The sequence below is a fragment of the Sphingomonas sp. GC_Shp_3 genome (genome assembly GCF_026540945.1).
Lineage (GTDB): Bacteria > Pseudomonadota > Alphaproteobacteria > Sphingomonadales > Sphingomonadaceae > Sphingomonas.
Genome location: NZ_JALNUT010000004.1, coordinates 1 through 20,928 on the forward strand (window position 1 = coordinate 1; position 20,928 = coordinate 20,928).

The window sequence follows — 20,928 nt, forward strand, 5'->3', positions numbered from 1 at the left end:
GTCATGTCTCTAGCTCCGACCTATTCCAGTGCGGTCGTTGAGCAACTTAAACGAAGCCGTGGAATTGATGGGGCGGGTGATAGCCTCAACGGCAGGATTTCTCGAGAACGCGAAAGAGTACATCAGGGCATAGGTTCTGAACGATGAAATCGTCGCGCAGGCCCGGCGAGCTGATTCGCTCCGGCCACGAGTGAGCCATAAGTAAATCTCGGCACCAATCGCCAATCGATCATTGGACGTACGAGCGGCGCCGGTGACATCAAGTCTCCACTTGGCAGCAACGGCTGCAACGGGCTGCCGGCCGGTAACTACCGGTTAGTGGACCGGCCGAGAGCAATCGTTCTTGGCCCGCCGGCATGCATGACGACACCACAAGAAGACCGGCGAACGCCCGGCACGGAGAGCTTTGACTGTGGTAAGAAGATATGGGCGTTCCACACTACGTGTGCTCATGACCCCGGTAGGTTTGTCAGCGTTGGTTTTCGCCGCCCAGGTCGCGCAAGCGCAGAGCGTTCCCCCTAATTCGCCGCAGACGACCGAGTCAGGCGGACCGCTGGCGTCGCAGTCGATGACCGGGTTGCGGCCGCCAAAATCGCAGCCGCGTCCTGCCGAGGTCCTGCCGGGTGGGCGGCCAGGGCCTCAAGGTCTTCCGCAGTTCTATCGCTGGACCGAGGATTGGTCGGCGACACCCAAAGCAGACGCGCCGCTGGTAGAGAAGATCCGTCATATCCCGATCGCGGGAGGCGATGTGTATCTGTCGCTCGGCGGTGAGGCGCGGCTCTATTATACCAATTGGAACCACACCGTGCTTGGCGCGCGGGCAAAGGATGGCGAGGACCCGGTGCAGTCGCGCCTGCGGCTGCTCGCCGACCTTCACGTTGGGCCTTACGTTCGCGCGTTTGTCGAACTTGGCGACAACCGCGATCTCGGCGCCTCGTTTGTTACTCCTCCCAACAGCGACAAACTCGACATAGCTCAGGCGTTTGTCGATGTGACGCTTCCGCTGGGCTCCGCAGGCAAGATTACGCTACGACCCGGCCGGTTCGAGATGCCGCTCGGCAACGGCAAGCTCGTCGACACGCGCGAGGGATTGAATACCCGCTTCACCTTTCAGGGAGTTCGCGCCACCTACATCCTGCCGGGCAAGGTGTCGGTGGATGTATTCGGCTTGCGGCCTGTGGCGATCCAACCAGGCACGTTTGACGACAACCCCAATCACGCGTCCACCTTCACCGGCGTCTACGTCAGCGCCCCCAATCGCGTCGCCGGGTTCGGAGTCGATGGTTACTGGTATGAGGTCAATCGCGACAGTGCGACCTTGCGTGAAGGCGTTGGCCGCGATCACCGTGATAATTGGGGTGGCCGGCTGTGGCGTCGCGGACCCGCGTGGGACTTCGATCTCGAGGGCAATCACCAGAGCGGCAGCTTCAACGGCGGTAATATCGATGCTTACGCCATCCTGTTCGAAGGCGGCTATACGCTTGTAGCCAAGCCGCTCAAGCCACGGCTGGGCCTGCGCGCCAATCTGTTCAGCGGCGACAACAATCTGGCTGACGGCAAAGCCGGGACCTTCGTTGCAGCTTTCGGCCGATCGTCGCTGATCACAGAAGGTGCATTCTTCGGCCTGTCCAACCTGATGGACCTTTACCCCTCATTGACGCTCAAGCCGCGCGACAACATTACGGTACTGGTCGGCCCCGACTTCCTGTGGCGCAACAGCAAGGCTGACGGCGTATACCTCGGCCCGTCAGGGTCGTTCGCGCCTTACGCATCGAGCCGGGCGATCGGCACCGACCTCAACCTCGATGCCTCGTGGCAGTTCTCCAAGCGAATGCAGTTCCGATTGTTCGAAACCTACTTCGCGGCGACTGACTCCTTTCAGGCGCATGGCGGCCGTAATGGTAATTATTTCGGAGTGCTCGCCGACTACCGCTTCTGATCTGTTGAGGCGCGGTCGGTCGGCATACGGGCGGCCGCGTTGTCCGACAGCAGGCTGACGAGACGCTCGCCTAGCGCCGACAGCCGGCCCGAAGCACGAACCTTGTAGCCAATCGTCCGGCTGCCGGCGTCGGCGAGCGGGATCACGGTCAGCGCGCCATCGGCCTGCTTACGCTGAATTGGGGAGACGATCGTGACCCGGTCACTCGATGCGACCACCGTTTCCAGCAACTGGAGCGAGTTGGCGAGAATGCAGTTGCGCGGCCATGGCAAACCAGCGGTCATGAACAGTGCCTCGACATGGCTGCGATAGGTGCTGCCCGGCCGTGGTAGGATCCATGGCGCATCGGCGAGTTCGGCCAGCGTCACCGCGGTATGCTGGCGGAAGGGGCTAAGTAACCCCACCGCGACTGCGAACGGATCTTGCATCAGCACACGCTCGACCACGTCGTCGCTTGACATGAACATCTCACCCACGGGCCCGATGATCACGTCAATCGCGCCGGATCGCAGCATCGGCACCAGCGTCTGATCAAGGCCGTCGAGAATCTCGATATCAACTGGGTCGCCGTCACGGATCAGTTCGATCAGCGTGTCAGCGAGCAAGGTTGGAATGACGCTCGGTGTGGCGCCGATCCGCAACGGTCCGGCAACACCGTCGACCCGTCGGCGGACTTCCGTCTCCGCGTCCGTAAGCAAGGCCTGCAGTCCCTCGGCGCGGCGCACGAGGATCTCGCCATAGGGCGTAAGTTCGGAGCCGCGTCGGCTTCGCGTCAAAACTGGCACGCCGAGCCGGCGTTCCAGCAGTGCGATGCTGTTCGAAAGCGCCGGCTGCGACATGCCCTTTTCGGCAGCCGCGCGGGTGAAGGAGCCAGTGCGCGCGATCGCGAGCAGGTTTGCGATTTGCGTGGCATCGACAGCCATAGGGAAACCTTTGTACTCACAGTATTTCGATCATTTGACCGTGTATCAAAGGTTGTGTCAACGCCGCGCCATGTCGGAACACGGAAGCCCCTCAATATGACTGTCTCAACGTTGTCACTGAGCGCAGGACTCGCCTTCTCCGACCGGATCGAGGCGCTGCTCGATGGCCGTGTCGATGTCGACGGTGCGACGCTGGCGATCAGCTGCCGACAACCGCAGGCGCTGTTCCGTTCGGTGCTGCGCGACCAAACGTTCGACGTGTGCGAGTTCTCGCTTGGCAGCCATATCGCCGCGGTTGCGGCTGGCAATGGCGCGTATGTCGGCTTGCCGATCTTCGTGTCGCGCGCGTTCCGCCACGGGAATGTCTATGTACGCACTGATCGCGGCATCGCTTCGCCTCAGGATTTGGCCGGTCGTCGGATTGGGGTGATCGACTTTCACCAGACTGCCGCCTTGTGGGTTCGCGGGATCCTTGCCGATGGCTATGGCGTCGAACGCTCCAGCATTGAATGGATCACCGGCGGCCTGTCGACCCCAGTGCTCGAGGATCGCGCCACGCTCGATCTGCCGCCGTCAATCTCCGTACGGCGGTCGACGCAAACGCTCAATGCCCTGCTCGAGGAAGGCGCGATTGATGGCGTGATCAGCCCGACCGCCCCGGCGCTGTTCACCCGTGGCGACCCGCGCGTGGCGCGACTCTGGCCCGATCATCGCGCGGCTGAGCGCGCCTGGTTCGGCGACACCGGCATCTTTCCAATCATGCACCTGCTGGTGCTGAGGCGGCGCTGTGTCGAGACAGCACCGCGGCTTGCAAAGGCGCTGTTCGACGCGTTCGATCGGGCACGGCAGCTCGCGAGCAGCGATCTCACAGATCGCGATTATCCCAAGATAGCCTCACCCTGGCTAATGGCCGATCGCACACGAACGCTCGCCGAACTCGGCGGCGATCCGTGGAGCTATGGCGTTCCCGCCAATCGCGCCGCGCTGGAGGCAATCCTGCGCTACGCCGAAGCCGATGGACTTACCAAGCATCGGCTCGCGCCCGAGGCCTTGTTTGCCGATCTCGCTGGCGCCGACGATCTTCCCCCGAGCAGCGGACCACAATAATGACTTCTAACAACTTTTTGATCGAGAGCCTGCGCAGCGTCCAGTTCCAGGTACCTGATTTGGCGCGGGCCGAGGCCTTCTACACCGAAGTCTGGGGGCTCTCCGTCGCGGAGCGTGACGATGATCGGCTGTGGCTGCGCGGCACGGGTGACGATCCCTATCTGCTCGGCTTGCGAGCCGGTGGCGTCGCGGCAATCCGCGACATGACGTTTCGCGCCGCATCTGCGGAGGCGCTTGAGCGACTGGCAGCACGGATCAGGGAGGCGGGCCTCGCCATGGTCACGCCGCTCGGCCTTATAACCAACGAGTCTGCGGGAGGCACTGGCTTCGCCTTTGCCGATCCGCGCGGGCGCACCATCAGAATCGTCCACGGTGATCATCGGCCGGACGCGGCGCCGCTGCAGCGTGACCGGCCCGAGCGGCTGGCGCACGTCAACATCAACAGCACCGACGTCAACGCCGATGTCGCCTTTTTCGAGGAGCAGCTCGGCTTCCGCCTTACCGATCGATCGAAGATGATGGGTTTCGTGCGCACCAACAGCGATCACCACAGCGTGGTGATCGCGCAGGCGCCGGTCGACACGCTCAACCACGTCGCCTTCCTCCTCCCCAGTTGGGAAGGGGTGATGGTCGCTTCCGGCCGGCTGGTCGACAACGGCTTCCCGATCGCCTGGGGGGTGGGGCGCCACGGGCCGGGCGACAACGTGTTCGCCTATTTCGTCGATCCGTTCGGCTTCGTCGTCGAGCATACCGCCGAGGTGCTGCAGGTCGACGACGATTACCGGGTCGGCGGTCCGCAAGACTGGACGTGGGCGCCAGGCCGCACCGATCAATGGGGCATCGCGCCCCCCAAGTCAGACGCGTGCAAGGCTGCGCAACTCGCCATCCCTTTCACGCTGGCGATCTGAGCGACCCCGCCGGTGGCCCCAATTAGCCATCACCAATCGTGGGCACCATCTCATTTTCCATCATTTGACCGTAGTTAAGCCGGGGTGCACTCAAGGCTCAACTTCCGAGCGAGCACGCAGTGCGGAGAGGATCAACGTGCAGGACTTCGACATCGTGATCATCGGCTGCGGCCCGGTGGGTGGTGCAGCCGCCAACCTGCTCGGGCGCGCTGGTCTTAACGTGCTGGTGGTCGAGAAGCAGGCCGATCCTTATCCGCTGCCGCGCGCCGTCCACATCGACCATGAGGTCATGCGGATCTTCCAGTCGGCCGGGGTGGTTGATGGTTTCGAGCCGCTGGCGCGCGACACCCAGGGTCACCTCCACATCGGCGCCGACGGCGGCGTCCTGCGTTATCTCGGCACCGCAGGCCAGGCGCGCCGCTTCGGTTGGTCGAACGACTATTTCTTCTACCAGCCCGAACTCGAGGCGCTACTGCGCGAGCGGCTTGCGGCGATGCCCAACGTCACTTTTTGGACGGGCGCCAGCGCAATCGGCCTCAACCAGGACGCCGATGGCGTGACGATCGCGCTAGAGCGTGCCGATGGCGGTGTTCAGGTGCGGGCAGGGCACGTTATCGCCTGCGACGGCGCGTCGAGCCCGACCCGGGCAATGCTGGGCGTGTCGTTAGTTGACCTCGGGTTCGAGGAGCCATGGCTGGTGGTGGACGTCGAGATGGACGGGCCGGTCACCTTCCCGCCTTACGCCGGCTTGCCGATCGGGGCCGATCTCCAGCAGCTCTCGGTGATGATGTGCGACCCACGTCGACCGACGACGATCGTGCCGGGGCGTGGCAATCATCGCCGTTGGGAATTCATGCTGCTGCCGGGCGAGCAGGACGAGGCGATGCGCGCGCCCGAGCGCGTCGCCGCGTTGATCGCGCCATGGGTAGGCGATTTGCCGCATACGGTGGTCCGGGCGGCGACCTATCGCTTCCACGGACTGGTCGCGGATCGCTGGCAGGTCGGCCGTGTATTCCTCGCGGGCGATGCCGCGCATCAGACCCCGCCCTTCTTCGGGCAGGGGATGTGCCATGGGATGCGCGACGTCGCCAGCTTAGCCTGGAAGCTGGCATTGGTGCATCGTGACCTGGCTGGCGCACCGTTGCTCGACGGCTATCAAGGCGAACGCGAGCCGCAGGTGCGCGCGGTCATTTCTGCGGCGATCGAAGCCGGAAAGTATATATGCGAACTCGACCCCTTCGCTGCCGCGGCTCGCGACCGAATCATACGCGAGCGTGAGGCGACGCGAACTGTTCACACCGCGGCCGATCTGATCAACCCCATCACCGGGCTGGTGCTCGCCGCCAGCACCGGGGCAGGGGAGCGCTTCATCCAGCCGCGGCTAACGGATGCCGAGGGTCTTTCCTACCTGCTCGACGATGTCACCGGCGCGGGGCTGCGGCTGTTCGTTGCCGGTGATCCGGTGCTCGATGCCGCCAGCGCGGATGCCTTCAAGCGCCTTGGCGGGGGCGTCGTCTCGATCGAGGCGCTGCAATCGGACACTTTGGCAGCCTGGCTGGCGGCGCATGACGCCGTTGCCGTGCTCGTCCGCCCCGATTTCTATGTGTTCGGCACCGCCCGCACCGCGGCCGAAGTCGGTCCGCTGCTCGATGCGTTCCTGCGCGGCGTCGGTGCGCCCGTGATCGAGAGCGTGGCAGCTTGACCCGCCTAACCTTGGAGGTCGCGACGCGGATCGTCGATGCCGCGCTGGAACACGCAGCGTCGCGCGATGCCAAGCCGCTGGCGGTGGTGGTGCTCGATGCCGGCTCCCATCCGCTTGTGCTGAAGCGGAACGAAGCGGCCAGCCTGTTCCGCGCCGAGATCGCCACCGCCAAGGCGCATGGCGCACTCGGCATGGGAAGCGGCAGCCGGACGCTTGCCGAGCGCGCGGCGGCCTCACCCTGTTTCTTTACCGCACTGTCGGCGGTGACCGGGGGGCGCATCGTTCCCGCGCCTGGTGGCGTCCTGATCCGCGCCGACGACGGCGGGATCGTCGGTGCCGTCGGCATCAGCGGCGATCAGTCCGACATTGACGAGGCGTGTGCGATCGCCGGGATCGTCGCAGTCGGCTTCGTCCCCGATCCCGGCGGCTCGCACCATGGCTAAAACGGCCGACTTTTCCCTGTCGCTTATCGAAGGAACCAACCGATGAAGTTCATCAGCTATCGCATCGGCGATCGCGCCAGCTATGGCGCGGTGATTGACGACCAGATCGTCGATCTCGGCTGCCGACCCGATGCACCGGCCGATCTCAAGGCGGCAATCGCCGCCAGCTGGTTGCCCGGCTCAATCAAGGGGCTGGAGCCGACACTGGCGCTCGCCGAGGTGAGCCTGCTGCCGATTATCCCCAATCCTGGCAAGATCCTCTGCGTCGGCCACAATTACGAGGATCATCGCAAGGAGACCAACCGGGCCAAGACCGATCATCCGTCGATCTTCACGCGCTTCGCAGACACTCAGATCGCCGCAGGCGAGGCGATCCGCCGCCCGCCGGAATCGACCATGCTCGACTATGAGGGCGAGTTGTTGCTGATCGTGGGCAAGGGCGGTCGCCGGATCAGCCGCGAGGATGCAATGGATCATGTCGCCGGCTTCGCCTGCGCCAACGATGCTTCGGTCCGCGACTTCCAGTGGCACACCGGCCAGTTCACCCCCGGCAAGAACTTCCCCGGCACCTGCGCCTCCGGACCCTGGATGGTGACAACCGACGAGATCGGGCCGCTCGAAATGCTGTCGATCACTACCCGCCTAAACGGCGAAGTGATGCAGCAGGGGCGCTTTGACCAGTTGGTCTTCCCGATCCCCGAATTGGTTGCTTACTGCTCCACCTTCACCAACCTGTCGCCGGGAGACCTGATCCTGACCGGCACGCCGGGCGGCGTAGGCGCCAAGCGCCAGCCCCCGGTGTGGATGAAGGCCGGCGATACCGTCGAGATCACCATCGACGCCATCGGCACGCTGACCAACCCGGTCATCGACGAAGCCTGAACACAGGCCCGATCGACCGAGCGAGAGACAAATACAAGGAGAGCGACATGAACCTGATCGACGTAGAGAAAGAGATGGCAGAGGCTCCCTTGTCGGGGGCACATATCCGCTTTGCCGCGTTGATCGGGACCGTGTTGTTCATCGACGGCTATGATCTTTTTAACGCCGCGTATGTTGCTCCCTATGTGAAGGCGCAGTGGAGCCTTTCCAGCCAGCAGATCGGGCTGATGCTGTCGCTTGGCATCGCCGGACTGGCAATCGGCGCCCTGCTGCAAGGTCCGCTTGCCGATCGCTTCGGGCGCCGGCGGGTGATGCTCGCCGGGATTTGGCTGCTCGGGCTCGCCAGCCTCGCGCTTGCACTGCTGGCGCACAGCTTCGTCGTCTTCTGCGCTCTACGCGCCGGCCTGGGGATTGCGCTCGGCATGCTGTCGCCAATCGCGTTTGTCTACATCAATGAATGGGCGCCGGCGCGCTACGCGAACCGTTATGCGACCATCTCGTTCGTGCTGCCATTTTCGCTTGGCGGCATCTTCGCCGGCATCGCCGGGCTTACCCTGGCGCCAAACTTTGGCTGGCATTCGCTTTATTTCGTCGGCTCGGCCGCGCTGTTGATCGCGCTGCTGTGCCACGCGGTGCTGCCGGAATCTGTGCGTTTTCTCGCCGCGCGAGGCGACTGGACCCGAGTCGCGACGGTGCTAGCCAGGGCGCGGCCGGATCGTGCGTCGATCTATCGGCAGGCGAGCGGTTTCGAGACCGGCATAGTGGAGCGAGGCGGTGGCATCGCCACGCTGTTCGACCGCGATCACCGCGCGACGACGATCGCCATCTGGTTGGCAAGCGCGCTCAGCCTTTTTTGCCTGCACGGCCTGACCGCTTGGCTCCCCTCTATTCTGCTTCACGAGGGCGCTGCGGTGCAGACGGCCTTCGGGTATGGCACGTTGCTCATGACCATGCAGATCCTGGGCGGCGCCGTTGCCGGCTGGTCGGCCGATCGCGTCGACCGGGTTGCGGTCATGGCCGTCGGGTTCCTTGGTGCGGCGGCCTCGCTGATCTTGCTTGCATTCACTATTCACGGCAGCTTCGCATTCGCGGCAGTGGCGGGCGCGGGGTTCTTTGTATTCGGAACCCAAGCCGTCATGAACAATTTCACGGCGGCGAGTTACGAGACACGGCTGCGCGGAACTGGCGTCGGTACCGCAGTCGCGTTCAGCCGCGTTGGCGGGGTAGCAGGTCCGATCCTGATTGGCCGAATGCAAGGATCGCATGACGCCTTGTGGCTGACGTTGGCCATGCTAGCCGGCGCCCAAGTTTTCGCCGCGCTGGTTATCGCCACGCTCAGGAGGCGCAGTAATCGGAGCGGGTACGATATTCCCCATCGTGCTGGTCCGACGCCGCTCCAGACGGGGCACTGATCATCCTTCCACTGGGCAGTTGCGAGATATCCTGAAGGTGGTCGGTGATGCTTAGTGGCAGACGAACTCCTGATCCTTGGAAAGACTCTCGACCCGCCACCGGCGATCTTGCCAAGAGTTACTGACAAGCAATAGGACGTGAGGGCGGCTGATCTAGCTTTCCAAAAGGCAGCCGCCCGATATGAACAAATGATCGAAGTTTTGATCGCGGACAGCTCGGTTGGAACGTCCAATTCTGGGTCGAGTGTGCAGCGCGCGAGTAGGTGAAAGCAAGCCTCGGCATCGATTGCGGAGGTCCACGTCTCAACTCGTATGTCAATCTTCCGTGTTTGCGTGCCTCTCGGCATATCCGCAGCTAGGAAAAGATCGTGCCGCAGCGATCAAAAAAGTCTTTGTTGCCTGCGCGGCGCCAGCGCCCTCGAAAGCGGAGCGCCAAGCGCAACGGTGCGCCCGAACGCGGGCTGCTGCTGCTGCTCGCTGCGGCTGGCATCCTATTACTGGTAGTGGCCACGCTGCTGCCTACGCCGCACGAGTTGAATGTTGCTGAGCCAATGACGGTGGCGCAGGCCCGGGCCTCAAATGCATCGGTGTCAATTCAGACGGATCGACTCGTGAGCGCCGAGGCCTTCTATTTTCGCGGCGGCCGCGCTGCACGCGAACAGGCTGCCGAGTGTCTGGCGACAGCGGGGCTCTACGAAGCCGGCGACGATGGACGTGGACAGCGTGCGGTGATGCAAGTGATTCTCAATCGGCTGCGTGCGCCTGGCTTTCCAGCAACAATTTGCGGAGTCGTATATCAAGGCTCTGGCCGCCCGGCCGGGTGCCAGTTCTCCTTCACCTGCGATGGTTCACTCCAGCGCCGGCCGGTGCATGTCGGTTGGTCGCTGGCCAAGCGAGCTGCGCGTCGCGCGTTAGCCGGAGCGGTGTTCGTCGACGTTGGTAAAGCGACGCACTATCATGCTGATTGGATCGTTCCCTACTGGCGCAATTCAATGACGAAGGTCGCCCAAGTCGGTCCGCACCTCTTCTACATACGCAAAGTCGGCTAAAGAATGAGCCTGGAACATCCGGCGTAGCGTTCGGCCCGTGTTCTCACACAGATTCCACGACCTCAACCCGTTGCGCGGTCACTTTAGAACGCCTGATACTGAACGATTAGCCGGTGGTGAAGGCGATCAGGATAGCGCCGGCAATCAGGAAGGCGACGGAGACGCCGGCACCGCTTCCGCGCGCAATCGCGATCGGCAGGTTGCTGATCATGGACGCCACCGGTGCCGCTGCGGCAAACACTAGAAGACGATGGCACGGTCAGCAGCAGGTGACGCTGTTGCGCCGCCGATGGTATTGGGAGGTCCATGAGAAATCTTTCGGCTGATAGACCGAACGCCTCACTACGGGGAAAAACGAGAAACGCACCTGCGAGCTACGCAAAACGGACCGTTGTCTTCCTCAGGCTTTACGTAATGGTCGCGAGCGTTCGGCGCCATCGCGAGATGATGAAGCAGCTAGCCACTCGACTATCTAGGCTAGGCTGCCCCGATCTTTAGCTGAACAGATGGCCGAAAATGGGGATCTCAAGCCCAGCCATATGCCGCTTTGTAGGTCGTTGCGCCGAAGGGAAGGGATGGGCAGCGATCCCACCATCGCCGACCAGGACCGGACCTTCCGCGGTCGCCCAACTCCAGACGCTCCGATCACGTCGATACTCATAGAAGCGGCCGGTCGTCCCTCAGGCAGCCTAATTAGCCAGCTCCAAGTGTCACAAGGTTGCGATACGCGCCTTCTGCGAGGTACCCGCGCATTTGAAAGCGATCCGCTCTGAAACCTACGGTCGAGCATTTTGTCATCGGCTCTTTAAAAGCGGAGAACGCTAATGCCTCAGCCCTATTTTCGCCAGAAGTAATGAATAAGAGTCTGACTGCATCTGGGCTTTAACATGCAACGCTTTGTCCGAACAAATCACCACCTTGACTCTGTCGATGATGGGTAGCGTTCGAAATTGAACACGCCTCGCGCGCGTGCGCGGAAATGTGCGGCGGCAGTCCGTTCCAAGCTGCCATTTTGCGGGCTTGTCGTCCGATAGCAAGCCGGCGTCTGTCTGGAAGAAAAACAAACCGACGGCAGTCGCCCAGATGTCGTCGTTGCGCGAGCCTTCGACTGACTCCAAAAGGAGACGGTGGTGGCTGCGTGGAGCGACAAAGATAATGTGGCGACGACACATGACGATGGCTGCCTTGATCCTCGTGCCTTCCGCCCTGTACGCGGCAGAGCCCCGGACAACGACCACGCTTCAACTACGACCTGAAGGACCATCAATAAGCCCGGAAGAAGCGAAAGCGCTTCCGCCACAGGCCTTAGGCGACGCTTTACTCGCTCCCGGACACCTGCCTGTCTTGGAAGTTGTTGTAGGCGCACAGGGCATGGAGCCGCCACCGCCGCCTGGCGGAGTCGTCCCCACACGGGTTAAACTGTACCTCAAGCCCTTGTTGAGTGAGCAATCAGGCTTCTGCCAACGGACTATCGCTACCACTTACCTTCAGCCAGTTAGCCGCCCAGAAAATTCGAGTGCGTCTGGTGGACGTCCGATCAACCTGACAACCGAGGTAGCCTATCGTTGGATTGGGGAGGCGCGCGGAGCTTTGGCCTGCAATGCGCCAAAATATGCGTTCTTTATTCCAAGCCTCGAGGAAAAACAGAGCGCTCTCGAGGCAGTCCGCCTGCTAGCAGCGGCTAGCGAGGCTGCTAAAAAGGGCAGACCGTTGGGCTACTCGTTATCGCTCGTGGATAAAGAAGGTCCCGAGATGCTCGCATTTCAGCGAGAGCATCCCGAACTAACCCCAGTACCCGGCCTGCGCATCATAAACGACGCCAAGAAAGCTCTGGCATCGCTTCCAATCGGTGAAGCGACGTTCGCCGGTCCTTCAGAGACAGCATTTCCTAATATCCTTAAAGCTTCTGACCTTAAGACTACTAAAAGTCGTGTGGCCCGGGGCATGACAGTGTTCCTCGGCGGTGATTGGATCGCCGGCCTCGTGATAGTTGATGGACGGATCGTCAGAATGCGTTTGCAGCGCGCCATCCCACCACCATTCTAGGGGATTTTGTACGGGCGGACCCTGAGGCTGAAACGAGCCTTCGTCTGCTTCGAAGGTGTTTTTGTCTAAAAGCCGCCCTTCTGCAAACCACCACTTCAAGACGTTCCGACGCGATGGCGCGGGCCTGCGGCTCGTAAGCCGACCGTCTGCTTCGGGTAAGAAAAGCGGACCTTCCTCAAACGCCCACTGGCGGACAGTGGCGATGTCGCTGTAAGCAAGCGGCATGGCTGCATCAACAATCCACGCCTTCCTCAAGCAGCTTGACGCAAGCCGAACCCGCTACTCGCTCACTTCGATCCGCGAGGGCGCGGTGATGGTCCATGTGGTGCTGCCGGGAGAGCGTTGGGAAATGGAATTTTTTGAGGACCGGGGTCCAGAGGTCGAAGTTTTCCGTAGCGACGGGACAATCGGCGGCGTGGAAAAGGTCGAAGAGCTGCTGCGCTACGCGGCGGAGTGAACGTCCGCTCCCCACCACCTCAAGCCGTTCCGAAGCCTCCAACCCGTGCAAAGCGCCCGAAAGCTGACCGGCAGCTATTGAGACGAAAAGCGGCCGCTCCGCAGTCGCCCTAAATTGGGCATTCGCAAAGCGGGTATTAGGCCGCGACTGACCTATGTGCCTCGGTCAATCGATAGACCGCCGTTGCCCAGAGCGCAGCAGCCGCCCCCAGGCCCACAAAAAGTGGACGATCACCAGTCGGAACGAGCATTCCGACCGCCCCAATCAGCACCAAGCCGGCAGCCGTGAGGTCGTATAGCCGCACTGGGATGCTGCGCGCCAAGGGTAGGAAGTGAAGACCGACGATCGCCGCTACAACCGAAAACGTCGCATCCGGATAATGCATCCGGTGAAGTAGATTGACCGCAAGTACAATTGCCAGCCCTTCCACTAGGCTCCATCGCGCAAGCACCTTGCGCGTGTGAGAGCCAAGCTCACCCTCGGTTGAAGGTAAGCTGTATGCCCAGAGAAGAATGGCGCCTGAGATTGAAGCGGGCAGCAAACATGTAAGTGGCGAATACCCCACCGCGAGTAACCCGGCGTTGGCCCAGCCCGTCGCAAAGACCGCCACCACCCAATAGCCGCTGCGCATCGTCGCCCCTTTGTCTATTCGTCCCCACGCGACCTGTAACGTCGATAATTCGGGAGGCCAGATCTATTCCCGGTATCAGCGCCCCTCAGCGCTTAGCGCCGGGCGAGCGTCCGCTCCCCACCAGTTTTACGCGTTCAGGTCATGAAAGCTCAGCGGCTCCGCCCGGAAGCCGACCGGCTGTTGCTGGACAGGAAAGCGGCCCTTCCGCACCCGCCCAATCTCGGCCATTCCAGTGCGCTTTCCAAGCCATCTGCAAGCAGACGTAGGATGCGAGCAATGAACATTGCTCTACCGACACCTAAATACCACGTGTATTGCAAGAATATATTTATAAGATCCAGCAAAAATGAGATTACTCCATCGGTTGGTTGATAACCCGGATCGTCACATTAGTGATAAATGCCGACCGACAACATCTTCTGATAGTAACCTAGATCCATTCCGGCGTTTTTATGACGGTATCATCATGTAATAACATAGCAATCGACGGTTCTTGTTTTGTTAAATGAACAATCATGGCAGGGTCCAATTGTGAAAGCCACTCTCGGGGATCTTTGCAAGCCGAGCTTTGAGCACCACGATATTCTGAGCAGTCTAGGGTAAATGGCAAAGGCATCCGTGATCGGGCAGCAGCGATGACGGCATCGAAAAGAATCGCGCCATCGACCGCTATACTTCCTTCACCGGGGTTCCCACTGTTGACAGAGAACCAAGCTGCCGACGCTTTGCGTGATGCACAGGAAGTTTGCATCTTATTTTTCAAAAGTTCGTATTCTGAACTTTGATGCGGAGAAACAAGACTCCCGATAACCAAATACTCTGTCCATTCTCGCGGCGGCCTCATCGTGAACCGTTTTCTTTCACAGAGTCCAGGCCAACCAGAATACCTTGATGCTCCGAGATATTCCAGATCACCACCCCAACCTGTTCCTTTTTGATAAGTAGCTATAATGGTATCGATAGTGTGATTTGCGTCACTTTGCGCGATTTTTTTTGACAATTTTATTTGATCGAGGCCCATTTTATATTCGAAGTCTTGCAATTCAGCGTTGTCTGCTCGAGGATTTACAATTTCCCCCTGAGCTAACGTGGCAGGTAGATCAAACTTCAAGCCTGACAGTGCAACGCCAAGTTGTAGGCCGTACAAGATGAGGACGGTGAACGTGATTGCGCCAAGGCCGAGTATGAATGATCGAAACATCGCATCCGCCGCATGGATTAAAGCATCACGTTACGCGGTTCAGTACGACTTAGCGACGGGCGGGTGAGCTGATTTGCATAGGTCTGCCATCCGCGCTCCAAGGCCGCAACGTCCGCTATCACCACCTTTTGCCGTTCGTGATGCGAAATTCGCGACTTCCGCATCGGGTTGGGTAACGGCAAAATCTCGACGCTGACCGCGATGTAGAAATCTGATGCTTTTGTCGGTCACAAGGGATCAGTTTGGTGGTTAGTTGACTGGCAGCTACCGGCTCAGTGTTGACGAACGCGGCGCATAGCGGCCGCTGATGGCCCGGCGACGGGGGCGCCACACGGCGGTGCCGGTCAGCTTGCCTGCGACCGGCAAAGTGTCGTCAAGCGCTCCTAAAATGCACAACGATTATTTGCCTGGGTCGGAGATGCCAAACGGCGCGAGGCCACTACAACCTTACGGCATTTCGACAGTCACGGTCGGCGATTGCGCGCAATCATTTTGACTATTTGGCTGCGGTCTGCCGTCATCAGAACCGATGATCGTGAGAAGGAGGCGCGAATCCGACCCCTCAAGCCTCACATGCGAGATTGCGGCAGTGGGTGGCAGGGAAATAGGCCGCCGATCCCGGCATTCGTACCGTGCGCGGCCGGCGGGAACGTCCCAATCGGCATGGAACTCAAAGCCAGTGCCGACGAACTCACCTTTGCCGTCAACCGGTCGCCCAAGCCTGTCCACGACATACCGGGCAACTGCCCGCGTGTGCGTCAACATGTCAGCGGCGCTGATGAGCCTGTGCGGCGCTGGCGATTCCGGCGGCAGTGGAATTACTGTTAGCGGCGGCTGCTCGACGCCGAGAAGCTGAAACTCCAACACCCTCGCACGCCCGGCATTGTCTACTTCCAGAAAGGCGTACTTCCAGGGATTTGGCGGTTGAAGGACCACTTCGGTCAACTGGTTATTGAGTCGTGGCAGTTTAGGTCGAAGCGCGGCCGAAGGGGCTGAATTCACCCGAACGTTGTACCAGACCGCTATGTCAGGGCGAGGAACTGGTGTGGCTTGCTTTGGATTACGGTTTAGGACCGCGAGTGTTAAAGCGACAGCAAAGGCGATTAAACCGGAGCACGCGGAGATGATGGCGGCACGTCTCATTTCCCCCTCCGTAGGCGCCGAGAGCTAACAACGCGTGCAAGGTAATCTCCACCCTATTGCTAGGCGAGGCTGCCGGATGCCTTTGCCGCTGTAGCGAGGATCACAACCACCTAAACGTTGCACATTATTGAGACGTCGCTAGCATGATCAAGCGTCCGCAACTGAGACGCGCGAAACATCACCGGAGCGTCCGGGTTTAGGCGCCTTCGTTCGAGCGCCGGTGCGTGAAAGACCAACGCGTGAGTACTCTGAGTAGGAGCGACGCTTGGCTCCACTGTCGTCTTTCAACCCTTCGCGATGATAAACCCATAGAACGGGCGGCCGTCAGGGCGAGCGCCGCTGAAGAGGATGCCCGCCTCAGCCGACTGCGGTCCGTAAAGCGCGCCCTCGAATTTGCCGCTTCCTGTCGTTGATTGGTAAGAAACGGTGCCGCTAATCCGCCCGGTCGCGGGATCGAAGGTGCCGCTCATTGTGAAAGGTTCTGTGATTTGATTCGAGCCGGACCCTGCCGAGCCAGCTGCCGGAGGCTGATACGCAGACGTGACTGTCACCATATGGCTGGAATAATTCACGTTGATAGTCGCTGCTCTCCCCTCGGAAGCCACACCTCCGAAGGTTGAAGACAATCCTGTGAAACTCCTCACCCCCGCAGTAGGTAAATCATTCACAAGTGTTCTGCTGCCGAAGATCATTAAGCGATTTATTTGGCTACTTGGGTTATTTGACACAGCTGCGATGCTGTCCGTCCAAAGTACATATCCCACATAGCTGGCCCCGATAAACGACGGCGACCGAGTAAAAGAGGTCTGGCCTTGAGAATAGACATCATAAGTATAATTGCTTGGTGAATAGCTTTTGCGCTGTGTGGCAGCCAAAAGATTTTCACCGATATACCTCGCGCGGTATGTTTGCGTCGTAGCCGCAAAATCGAATCCCACAGATACACTCTCGGCGTCAATGCGGCTGTCCAAGGCTGCTTCTAAACCGGAAGGTGGCGTACTCGTTACGACTCGAAGACCGATCGCATTGAAGCTTCGATCGCGATCAAAGTCAGATGACTTGTCATAACTAGCCGATGGCGCACTCGGAGTAGGTGTGGGTGTCGGCGACGGGCTTGGAGAAGGAGTCGGGGTCGGGCCTGTAACGACGGGAACACTCGGGTTGTGAGATCCACCACAACTTGCGAGCGCGACAGCCAACGGCGCTGCAAGCACATAGAGGTAGCGGTGTTTCATTCGAGACCCTCCCTTGCCGCGCCATACACCTTCCTCCCTGGCTTAGTACATGCTTCTCGACTGTTGATGGCTGTCACCGGGAACGACCGCTATTGGGCGACTGCGGCCGGTCTGCTTTTGGTAACGGGCACAACGGCCTCCGAGACACACACAGCATGTGAAGCCCGTTTCCGCCTTGGCCATTTCGGCCGAGGAGAAAGCTTATGGGTACGTCAGAGTTCGATCCTTGGTCGGTGAGCGCCGGCCTTGGAATTTTGCGCACTAGGTCGGAGCCAAGCGCGCGCTCAAGCCGCGACAGGTTTGGGCTATTCGCTTCTTCCTCGATCAGCATCGCCGCTTGCGGGATCGAGCCTTGTTCGATCTCGCCATCGACAGCAAGCTGCGCGGTTGCGATGTGGTGAAGATTAGGATTGGCGATCTTGTCCTAGGCGGCCATGTGCGCACTCGAGCCATTGTCGTTCAGGCAAAGACGGGCAGGCCGGTACAGTTCGAGCTGATGGCGGACGCCCGGGCGAGCTTGCTTGCCTGGCTGGAACGGCGCGGCGGTACGCTGACCGACTATGTCTTCCCGAGCCGAACGGATCATGCTCGCCCACTCAGCACGCCCGACTTGTCGATGAGTGGGTCAATGGTATCGGCCTACGTCGAGAAGAGTATGGGACGCATTCACTTCGGCGAACCAAGGCGTCGATCATCTACAAGGCATCGGGGAACCTGCGAGCGGTGCAAATTCTGTTAGGGCATGGCAAGATTGAAAACACCGTTCGTTACCTTGGTGTCGATGTGGAAGATGCTCTCACTTTAGCAGAGGGCGTCGAGGTCTGATCCAACACCGGCTTCTCGCATCCGCGGGGAGCCGGATTGCTGTGACGTCGAAAAAGCAGACGGACGGCAGTCGCCCAACTCCGGACGCTCCGATCACGTCGATACTTATAGAAGCGGCCGGTCGTCCCTCAGGCAGCTCGGTTAGCCAGCTCCAAGTGTCACACGGTTGCGATATGCGCCTTCTGCAAGGTACCCGCGCATTTAAAAGCGATCCGCTCTGAACCTACGGTCGAGCATTTTGTCATCGGCTCTTTCAAAGCGGACAACGCTAATGTCTCAGCCCTACTTTCGCCAGAAGTACTGAATAAAAGTCTCACTGCATCTGGGCTCTCATATGCAACGCTTTGTCCGAACAAATCACCACCTTGACTCACGCAGTTGGGCAAGAGAGCCGATCCGAAATGAGAGCGATTTCGCTGCAAAGCGGATTGATGAACCGCTTTATTGTGGCCGCTGGCAGCCGGTAACGATCGGACGCCTCAAGAATGGTGTTCGCTACGCTATTCTTCCGCGGCAATATCGCGAGGCCGGCGTCGGGCTGCTGTTACGCAATGACGGCGGGTTTATGGCCGCACGACGACCGGGAGAGCGCGGCCTGACGCACCTGATCGAGCATGTCGCACTTCTCAGCCAAACAATCGGATCGCCGGCTGATAGGTATCACTTCCTCAATCAAGGCCGGTCACTTTCGTTGCCCGCACCGTATTGTCCATGGTGCGCATGCTAGCGAGGAGGGCGCGGGTTCGCGCCGAATTTCTCGCCGTGTCGGAAGTGTTTCAAGTCTCTCGGACTAGGTGGCGGAGCGGGAGGGATTCGAACCCTCGATACGCTTTTGACGTATACTCACTTTCCAGGCGAGCGCCTTCGACCACTCGGCCACCGCTCCGCATTCCCTGGGAGTGGCGGGCCCTAGAGGGTTCACGCGGGCCGCGCAAGTCGTCCCGTCGCATGTAGCGGGATTGCCTTACTACGCCGCGCCGTGTCACCTTGGCGACTATGCCTACAATCCTCCCTCTGTTGCTCGCGCTGCTGGCCACTCCGCAGGCGCCGGCGCCCAAACCGACCGCCGCGCAGATCGCAGATACCGCGCCAGCGTCTGCCTGGGCTACGATCGCGCCCGAGGATCTGCTGGTCATGGATTTCGTCGATGGCCAACGCGGGGTGATCTGGCTGGCCGCCGACTTTGCGCCTGCGCACGTCGCCAACATCCGTACGATCGCGCGGAGCGGATGGTGGCGTGATGCGACGATCTACCGCGTACAGGACGATTATGTCACGCAGTGGGGCGACGCGACCAGCAAGAAGCCTCCTGCCGCCGGCATCACGCTCCATCCGCCGGCCGAGTACGAGTGGCCGGCGACCGCGCACCGGATCGTCGCCAATCCGTACCGGGATGCCTACGCGCCCGTGACCGGATTTACCAACGATGGCTGGGCAGTCGCGGGCGACGGGCGCGAACAGTGGCTGCCGCATTGTTACGGCATGGTCGGCGTCGCGCGTGATCTGGCGCCGGATGTTGGCACCGGCGGCGATCTCTACACCGTGATCGGCCATGCACCGCGTCATCTGGATCGCAACATCGCGCTCGTCGGTCGTGTGATCGAGGGAATGCCGGCCTTCTCGGCGCGACCGCGCGGTACGGGCGGCGGGCTTGGCCTGTATGAGGATGCGCGCCAATACATCCCGATCCGCCGTGTCGCGATCGCAAGCGATCTGCCCGTGGGTGATCGGCCATCATATCAGTATCTCAAGCCAACCGCGCCGGAGTTCGGCAGGACGCTGGAGGCGCGCGCCAATCGTGGGCTGCCGTTCTTCACCGTGGCCGCCGGGGCAGCGGACCTCTGCAACCTGCCGGTGCCAGTGCGTAAAACGCCGGAGCAGTGAAGGCCCGCGCGCACGGAGCGCGGCCACGTCGCGCGAGGAAGGTGACGGGGCGTGCCGCGTCACCCGCCGCGACGCTGGCGCCCGCGCACGCAAGGCGCTAATCCGCCGCCCATGAACGCACCCCATCGTCTGCGGCTCGACAGCGCCGCGCTCGTCGCCAACTGGCGTGCCCTTGCGGCTCTCAGCGGAACCGCCTGCGGCGCCGCGATCAAGGCGAACGGCTACGGGCTCGGCGCAACCGAGGTCGCGCGGCGACTGGCGGAGGCGGGCTGCCGCGACTTCTTCGTCGCGACCTGGGCGGAGGCGGAGGCACTCGCGCCGCTGGGTCTGCCGGTGGCGGTGCTGCACGGCGTCCGCGCGGAGGATATGGCGCGCGCCCGTGGCGGCTTTGCATGGCCGGTGCTCAACACCGACCAGCAGGTCGCGCGCTGGCGCGATGCCGGCGGCGGGCGCTGCGACGTGATGGTCGATACCGGCATGAACCGGCTCGGCATCACGCCCGCAGCCGTTTCCGACGGGACGCTCGACGGGTTGGAGGTCGGCACGTTGATGAGCCACCTTGCCAGCGCAGACGAGGATTCACCGCTCAACACGCGCCAGCTCGCCGCCTTCGCCGCGCTCGCCGGCACCCATCCGGCGGAGCGGATGAGCCTCGCCAATTCCGCCGCAATCGGCATCGGACGCGCATATGCCTTTGACCTGACCCGCCCCGGCCTCGCGCTCTATGGCGGCGTGCCGCGCGCGGAACTCTCCGACGTACTGCGCCAGGTCGTCACGCCCGAGGCGCAGATTCTCCAGCGCCGCCGCCTCCAGTCTGGCGACGTGATCGGCTACAACGCGTTATTTACCGCCGAGCGTCCCACGGAGGTCGCGATTCTCAACCTCGGCTACGCCGACGGCTATTGGCGTGGCTTTTCGCAGCGCGGGAGCGCTTATGCCGGAGACGCGCGGTTGCCGGTGCTCGGCCGCGTGTCGATGGACCTTACCGCTATCTGCGTCGATGCCGCGCCGGATCTGGCGGAGGGCGACTGGGTCGCGATCGACTATGCGCTGCCGCAGGCGTCGGCGCTGTCGGGCATGTCGCAGTACGAACTGCTGACCGGCATGGGTGCCCGCTACGACCGGGTGTGGACGGCGTGAC

The 20,928-nt window shown here is 61.4% G+C and carries 17 protein-coding genes, 1 tRNA gene and 1 pseudogene; 13 read left to right on the forward strand and 6 right to left on the reverse strand.

Annotated features, from left to right (window positions below):
- The first annotated feature begins 475 nt into the window (after positions 1 to 475).
- Entirely contained in the window at positions 476 to 1,939 is a 1,464-nt protein-coding gene (locus OXR00_RS10610) for an alginate export family protein (RefSeq protein ID WP_267388209.1), read from the forward strand.
- On the opposite strand, the gene OXR00_RS10615 is transcribed toward OXR00_RS10610, so the two are convergent.
- Positions 1,927 to 2,862 carry a LysR family transcriptional regulator gene (locus OXR00_RS10615; RefSeq protein ID WP_267388210.1) on the reverse strand — a complete coding sequence of 312 codons (936 nt, stop codon included), beginning with the start codon at positions 2,860 to 2,862 and terminating at the stop codon, positions 1,927 to 1,929. The genes OXR00_RS10610 and OXR00_RS10615 overlap by 13 nt on opposite strands.
- Before the next feature lie 96 nt (positions 2,863 to 2,958).
- On the opposite strand from OXR00_RS10615, the gene OXR00_RS10620 reads away from it, so the two are divergent.
- The 9 genes from OXR00_RS10620 (at position 2,959) to OXR00_RS10660 (ending at position 12,868) form a co-directional block, all read left to right on the forward strand.
- Entirely contained in the window at positions 2,959 to 3,969 is a 1,011-nt protein-coding gene (locus OXR00_RS10620) for an ABC transporter substrate-binding protein (RefSeq protein ID WP_267388211.1), read from the forward strand.
- Complete coding sequence (locus tag OXR00_RS10625; RefSeq protein WP_267388212.1) at positions 3,969 to 4,877, forward strand: VOC family protein; 909 nt, start codon at positions 3,969 to 3,971, stop codon at positions 4,875 to 4,877. The genes OXR00_RS10620 and OXR00_RS10625 overlap by 1 nt, the downstream gene beginning before the upstream one ends.
- A gap of 136 nt (positions 4,878 to 5,013) precedes the next feature.
- Positions 5,014 to 6,579 (forward strand): bifunctional 3-(3-hydroxy-phenyl)propionate/3-hydroxycinnamic acid hydroxylase, encoded by a 1,566-nt coding sequence (locus tag OXR00_RS10630; RefSeq protein WP_267388213.1) that lies wholly within the window; start codon positions 5,014 to 5,016, stop codon positions 6,577 to 6,579.
- Positions 6,576 to 7,022 carry a heme-binding protein gene (locus OXR00_RS10635; RefSeq protein WP_267388214.1) on the forward strand — a complete coding sequence of 149 codons (447 nt, stop codon included), beginning with the start codon at positions 6,576 to 6,578 and terminating at the stop codon, positions 7,020 to 7,022. Before OXR00_RS10630 ends, OXR00_RS10635 begins: the two co-directional genes overlap by 4 nt.
- A gap of 42 nt (positions 7,023 to 7,064) precedes the next feature.
- Positions 7,065 to 7,904 carry a fumarylacetoacetate hydrolase family protein gene (locus OXR00_RS10640; RefSeq protein ID WP_267388215.1) on the forward strand — a complete coding sequence of 280 codons (840 nt, stop codon included), beginning with the start codon at positions 7,065 to 7,067 and terminating at the stop codon, positions 7,902 to 7,904.
- Between the two features lie 47 nt (positions 7,905 to 7,951).
- Positions 7,952 to 9,316, forward strand: coding sequence for an MFS transporter (locus OXR00_RS10645; protein ID WP_267388216.1), 1,365 nt, complete (start codon positions 7,952 to 7,954; stop codon positions 9,314 to 9,316).
- 368 nt (positions 9,317 to 9,684) lie between these two features.
- Positions 9,685 to 10,365: a cell wall hydrolase gene (locus OXR00_RS10650; protein WP_267388217.1), complete on the forward strand. Its 681-nt coding sequence runs from the start codon at positions 9,685 to 9,687 to the stop codon at positions 10,363 to 10,365.
- A gap of 1,170 nt (positions 10,366 to 11,535) precedes the next feature.
- Entirely contained in the window at positions 11,536 to 12,411 is an 876-nt protein-coding gene (locus tag OXR00_RS10655; RefSeq protein ID WP_267388218.1) for a hypothetical protein, read from the forward strand.
- 223 nt (positions 12,412 to 12,634) lie between these two features.
- Positions 12,635 to 12,868: a hypothetical protein gene (locus OXR00_RS10660; RefSeq protein ID WP_267388219.1), complete on the forward strand. Its 234-nt coding sequence runs from the start codon at positions 12,635 to 12,637 to the stop codon at positions 12,866 to 12,868.
- Positions 12,869 to 13,004: 136 nt separating this feature from the next.
- Here OXR00_RS10660 and OXR00_RS10665 read toward each other — a convergent pair whose 3' ends face one another.
- The 4 genes from OXR00_RS10665 to OXR00_RS10680 form a co-directional block, all read right to left on the reverse strand.
- Positions 13,005 to 13,499 carry a hypothetical protein gene (locus tag OXR00_RS10665; protein WP_267388220.1) on the reverse strand — a complete coding sequence of 165 codons (495 nt, stop codon included), beginning with the start codon at positions 13,497 to 13,499 and terminating at the stop codon, positions 13,005 to 13,007.
- A 430-nt stretch (positions 13,500 to 13,929) separates the two neighbouring features.
- Complete coding sequence (locus OXR00_RS10670; protein ID WP_267388221.1) at positions 13,930 to 14,700, reverse strand: hypothetical protein; 771 nt, start codon at positions 14,698 to 14,700, stop codon at positions 13,930 to 13,932.
- Positions 14,701 to 15,147: 447 nt separating this feature from the next.
- Positions 15,148 to 15,843 (reverse strand): hypothetical protein, encoded by a 696-nt coding sequence (locus OXR00_RS10675; RefSeq protein WP_267388222.1) that lies wholly within the window; start codon positions 15,841 to 15,843, stop codon positions 15,148 to 15,150.
- A 284-nt stretch (positions 15,844 to 16,127) separates the two neighbouring features.
- Positions 16,128 to 17,078, reverse strand: coding sequence for a hypothetical protein (locus OXR00_RS10680; RefSeq protein ID WP_267388223.1), 951 nt, complete (start codon positions 17,076 to 17,078; stop codon positions 16,128 to 16,130).
- A 265-nt stretch (positions 17,079 to 17,343) separates the two neighbouring features.
- Between OXR00_RS10680 and OXR00_RS10685 the strand changes: the two are divergent.
- Positions 17,344 to 17,903, forward strand: a pseudogene (locus tag OXR00_RS10685) (tyrosine-type recombinase/integrase); the annotation flags it as partial.
- A gap of 795 nt (positions 17,904 to 18,698) precedes the next feature.
- On the opposite strand, the gene OXR00_RS10690 reads toward OXR00_RS10685, so the two are convergent.
- Positions 18,699 to 18,789 (reverse strand) — tRNA-Ser (locus tag OXR00_RS10690).
- 110 nt (positions 18,790 to 18,899) lie between these two features.
- On the opposite strand from OXR00_RS10690, the gene OXR00_RS10695 reads away from it, so the two are divergent.
- A complete protein-coding gene (locus tag OXR00_RS10695; protein WP_267388224.1) occupies positions 18,900 to 19,787 on the forward strand; it encodes a peptidylprolyl isomerase in 888 nt (295 codons plus the stop codon).
- 111 nt (positions 19,788 to 19,898) lie between these two features.
- Positions 19,899 to 20,927 carry an alanine racemase gene (locus tag OXR00_RS10700; RefSeq protein ID WP_267388225.1) on the forward strand — a complete coding sequence of 343 codons (1,029 nt, stop codon included), beginning with the start codon at positions 19,899 to 19,901 and terminating at the stop codon, positions 20,925 to 20,927.
- Position 20,928 lies beyond the last annotated feature (1 nt).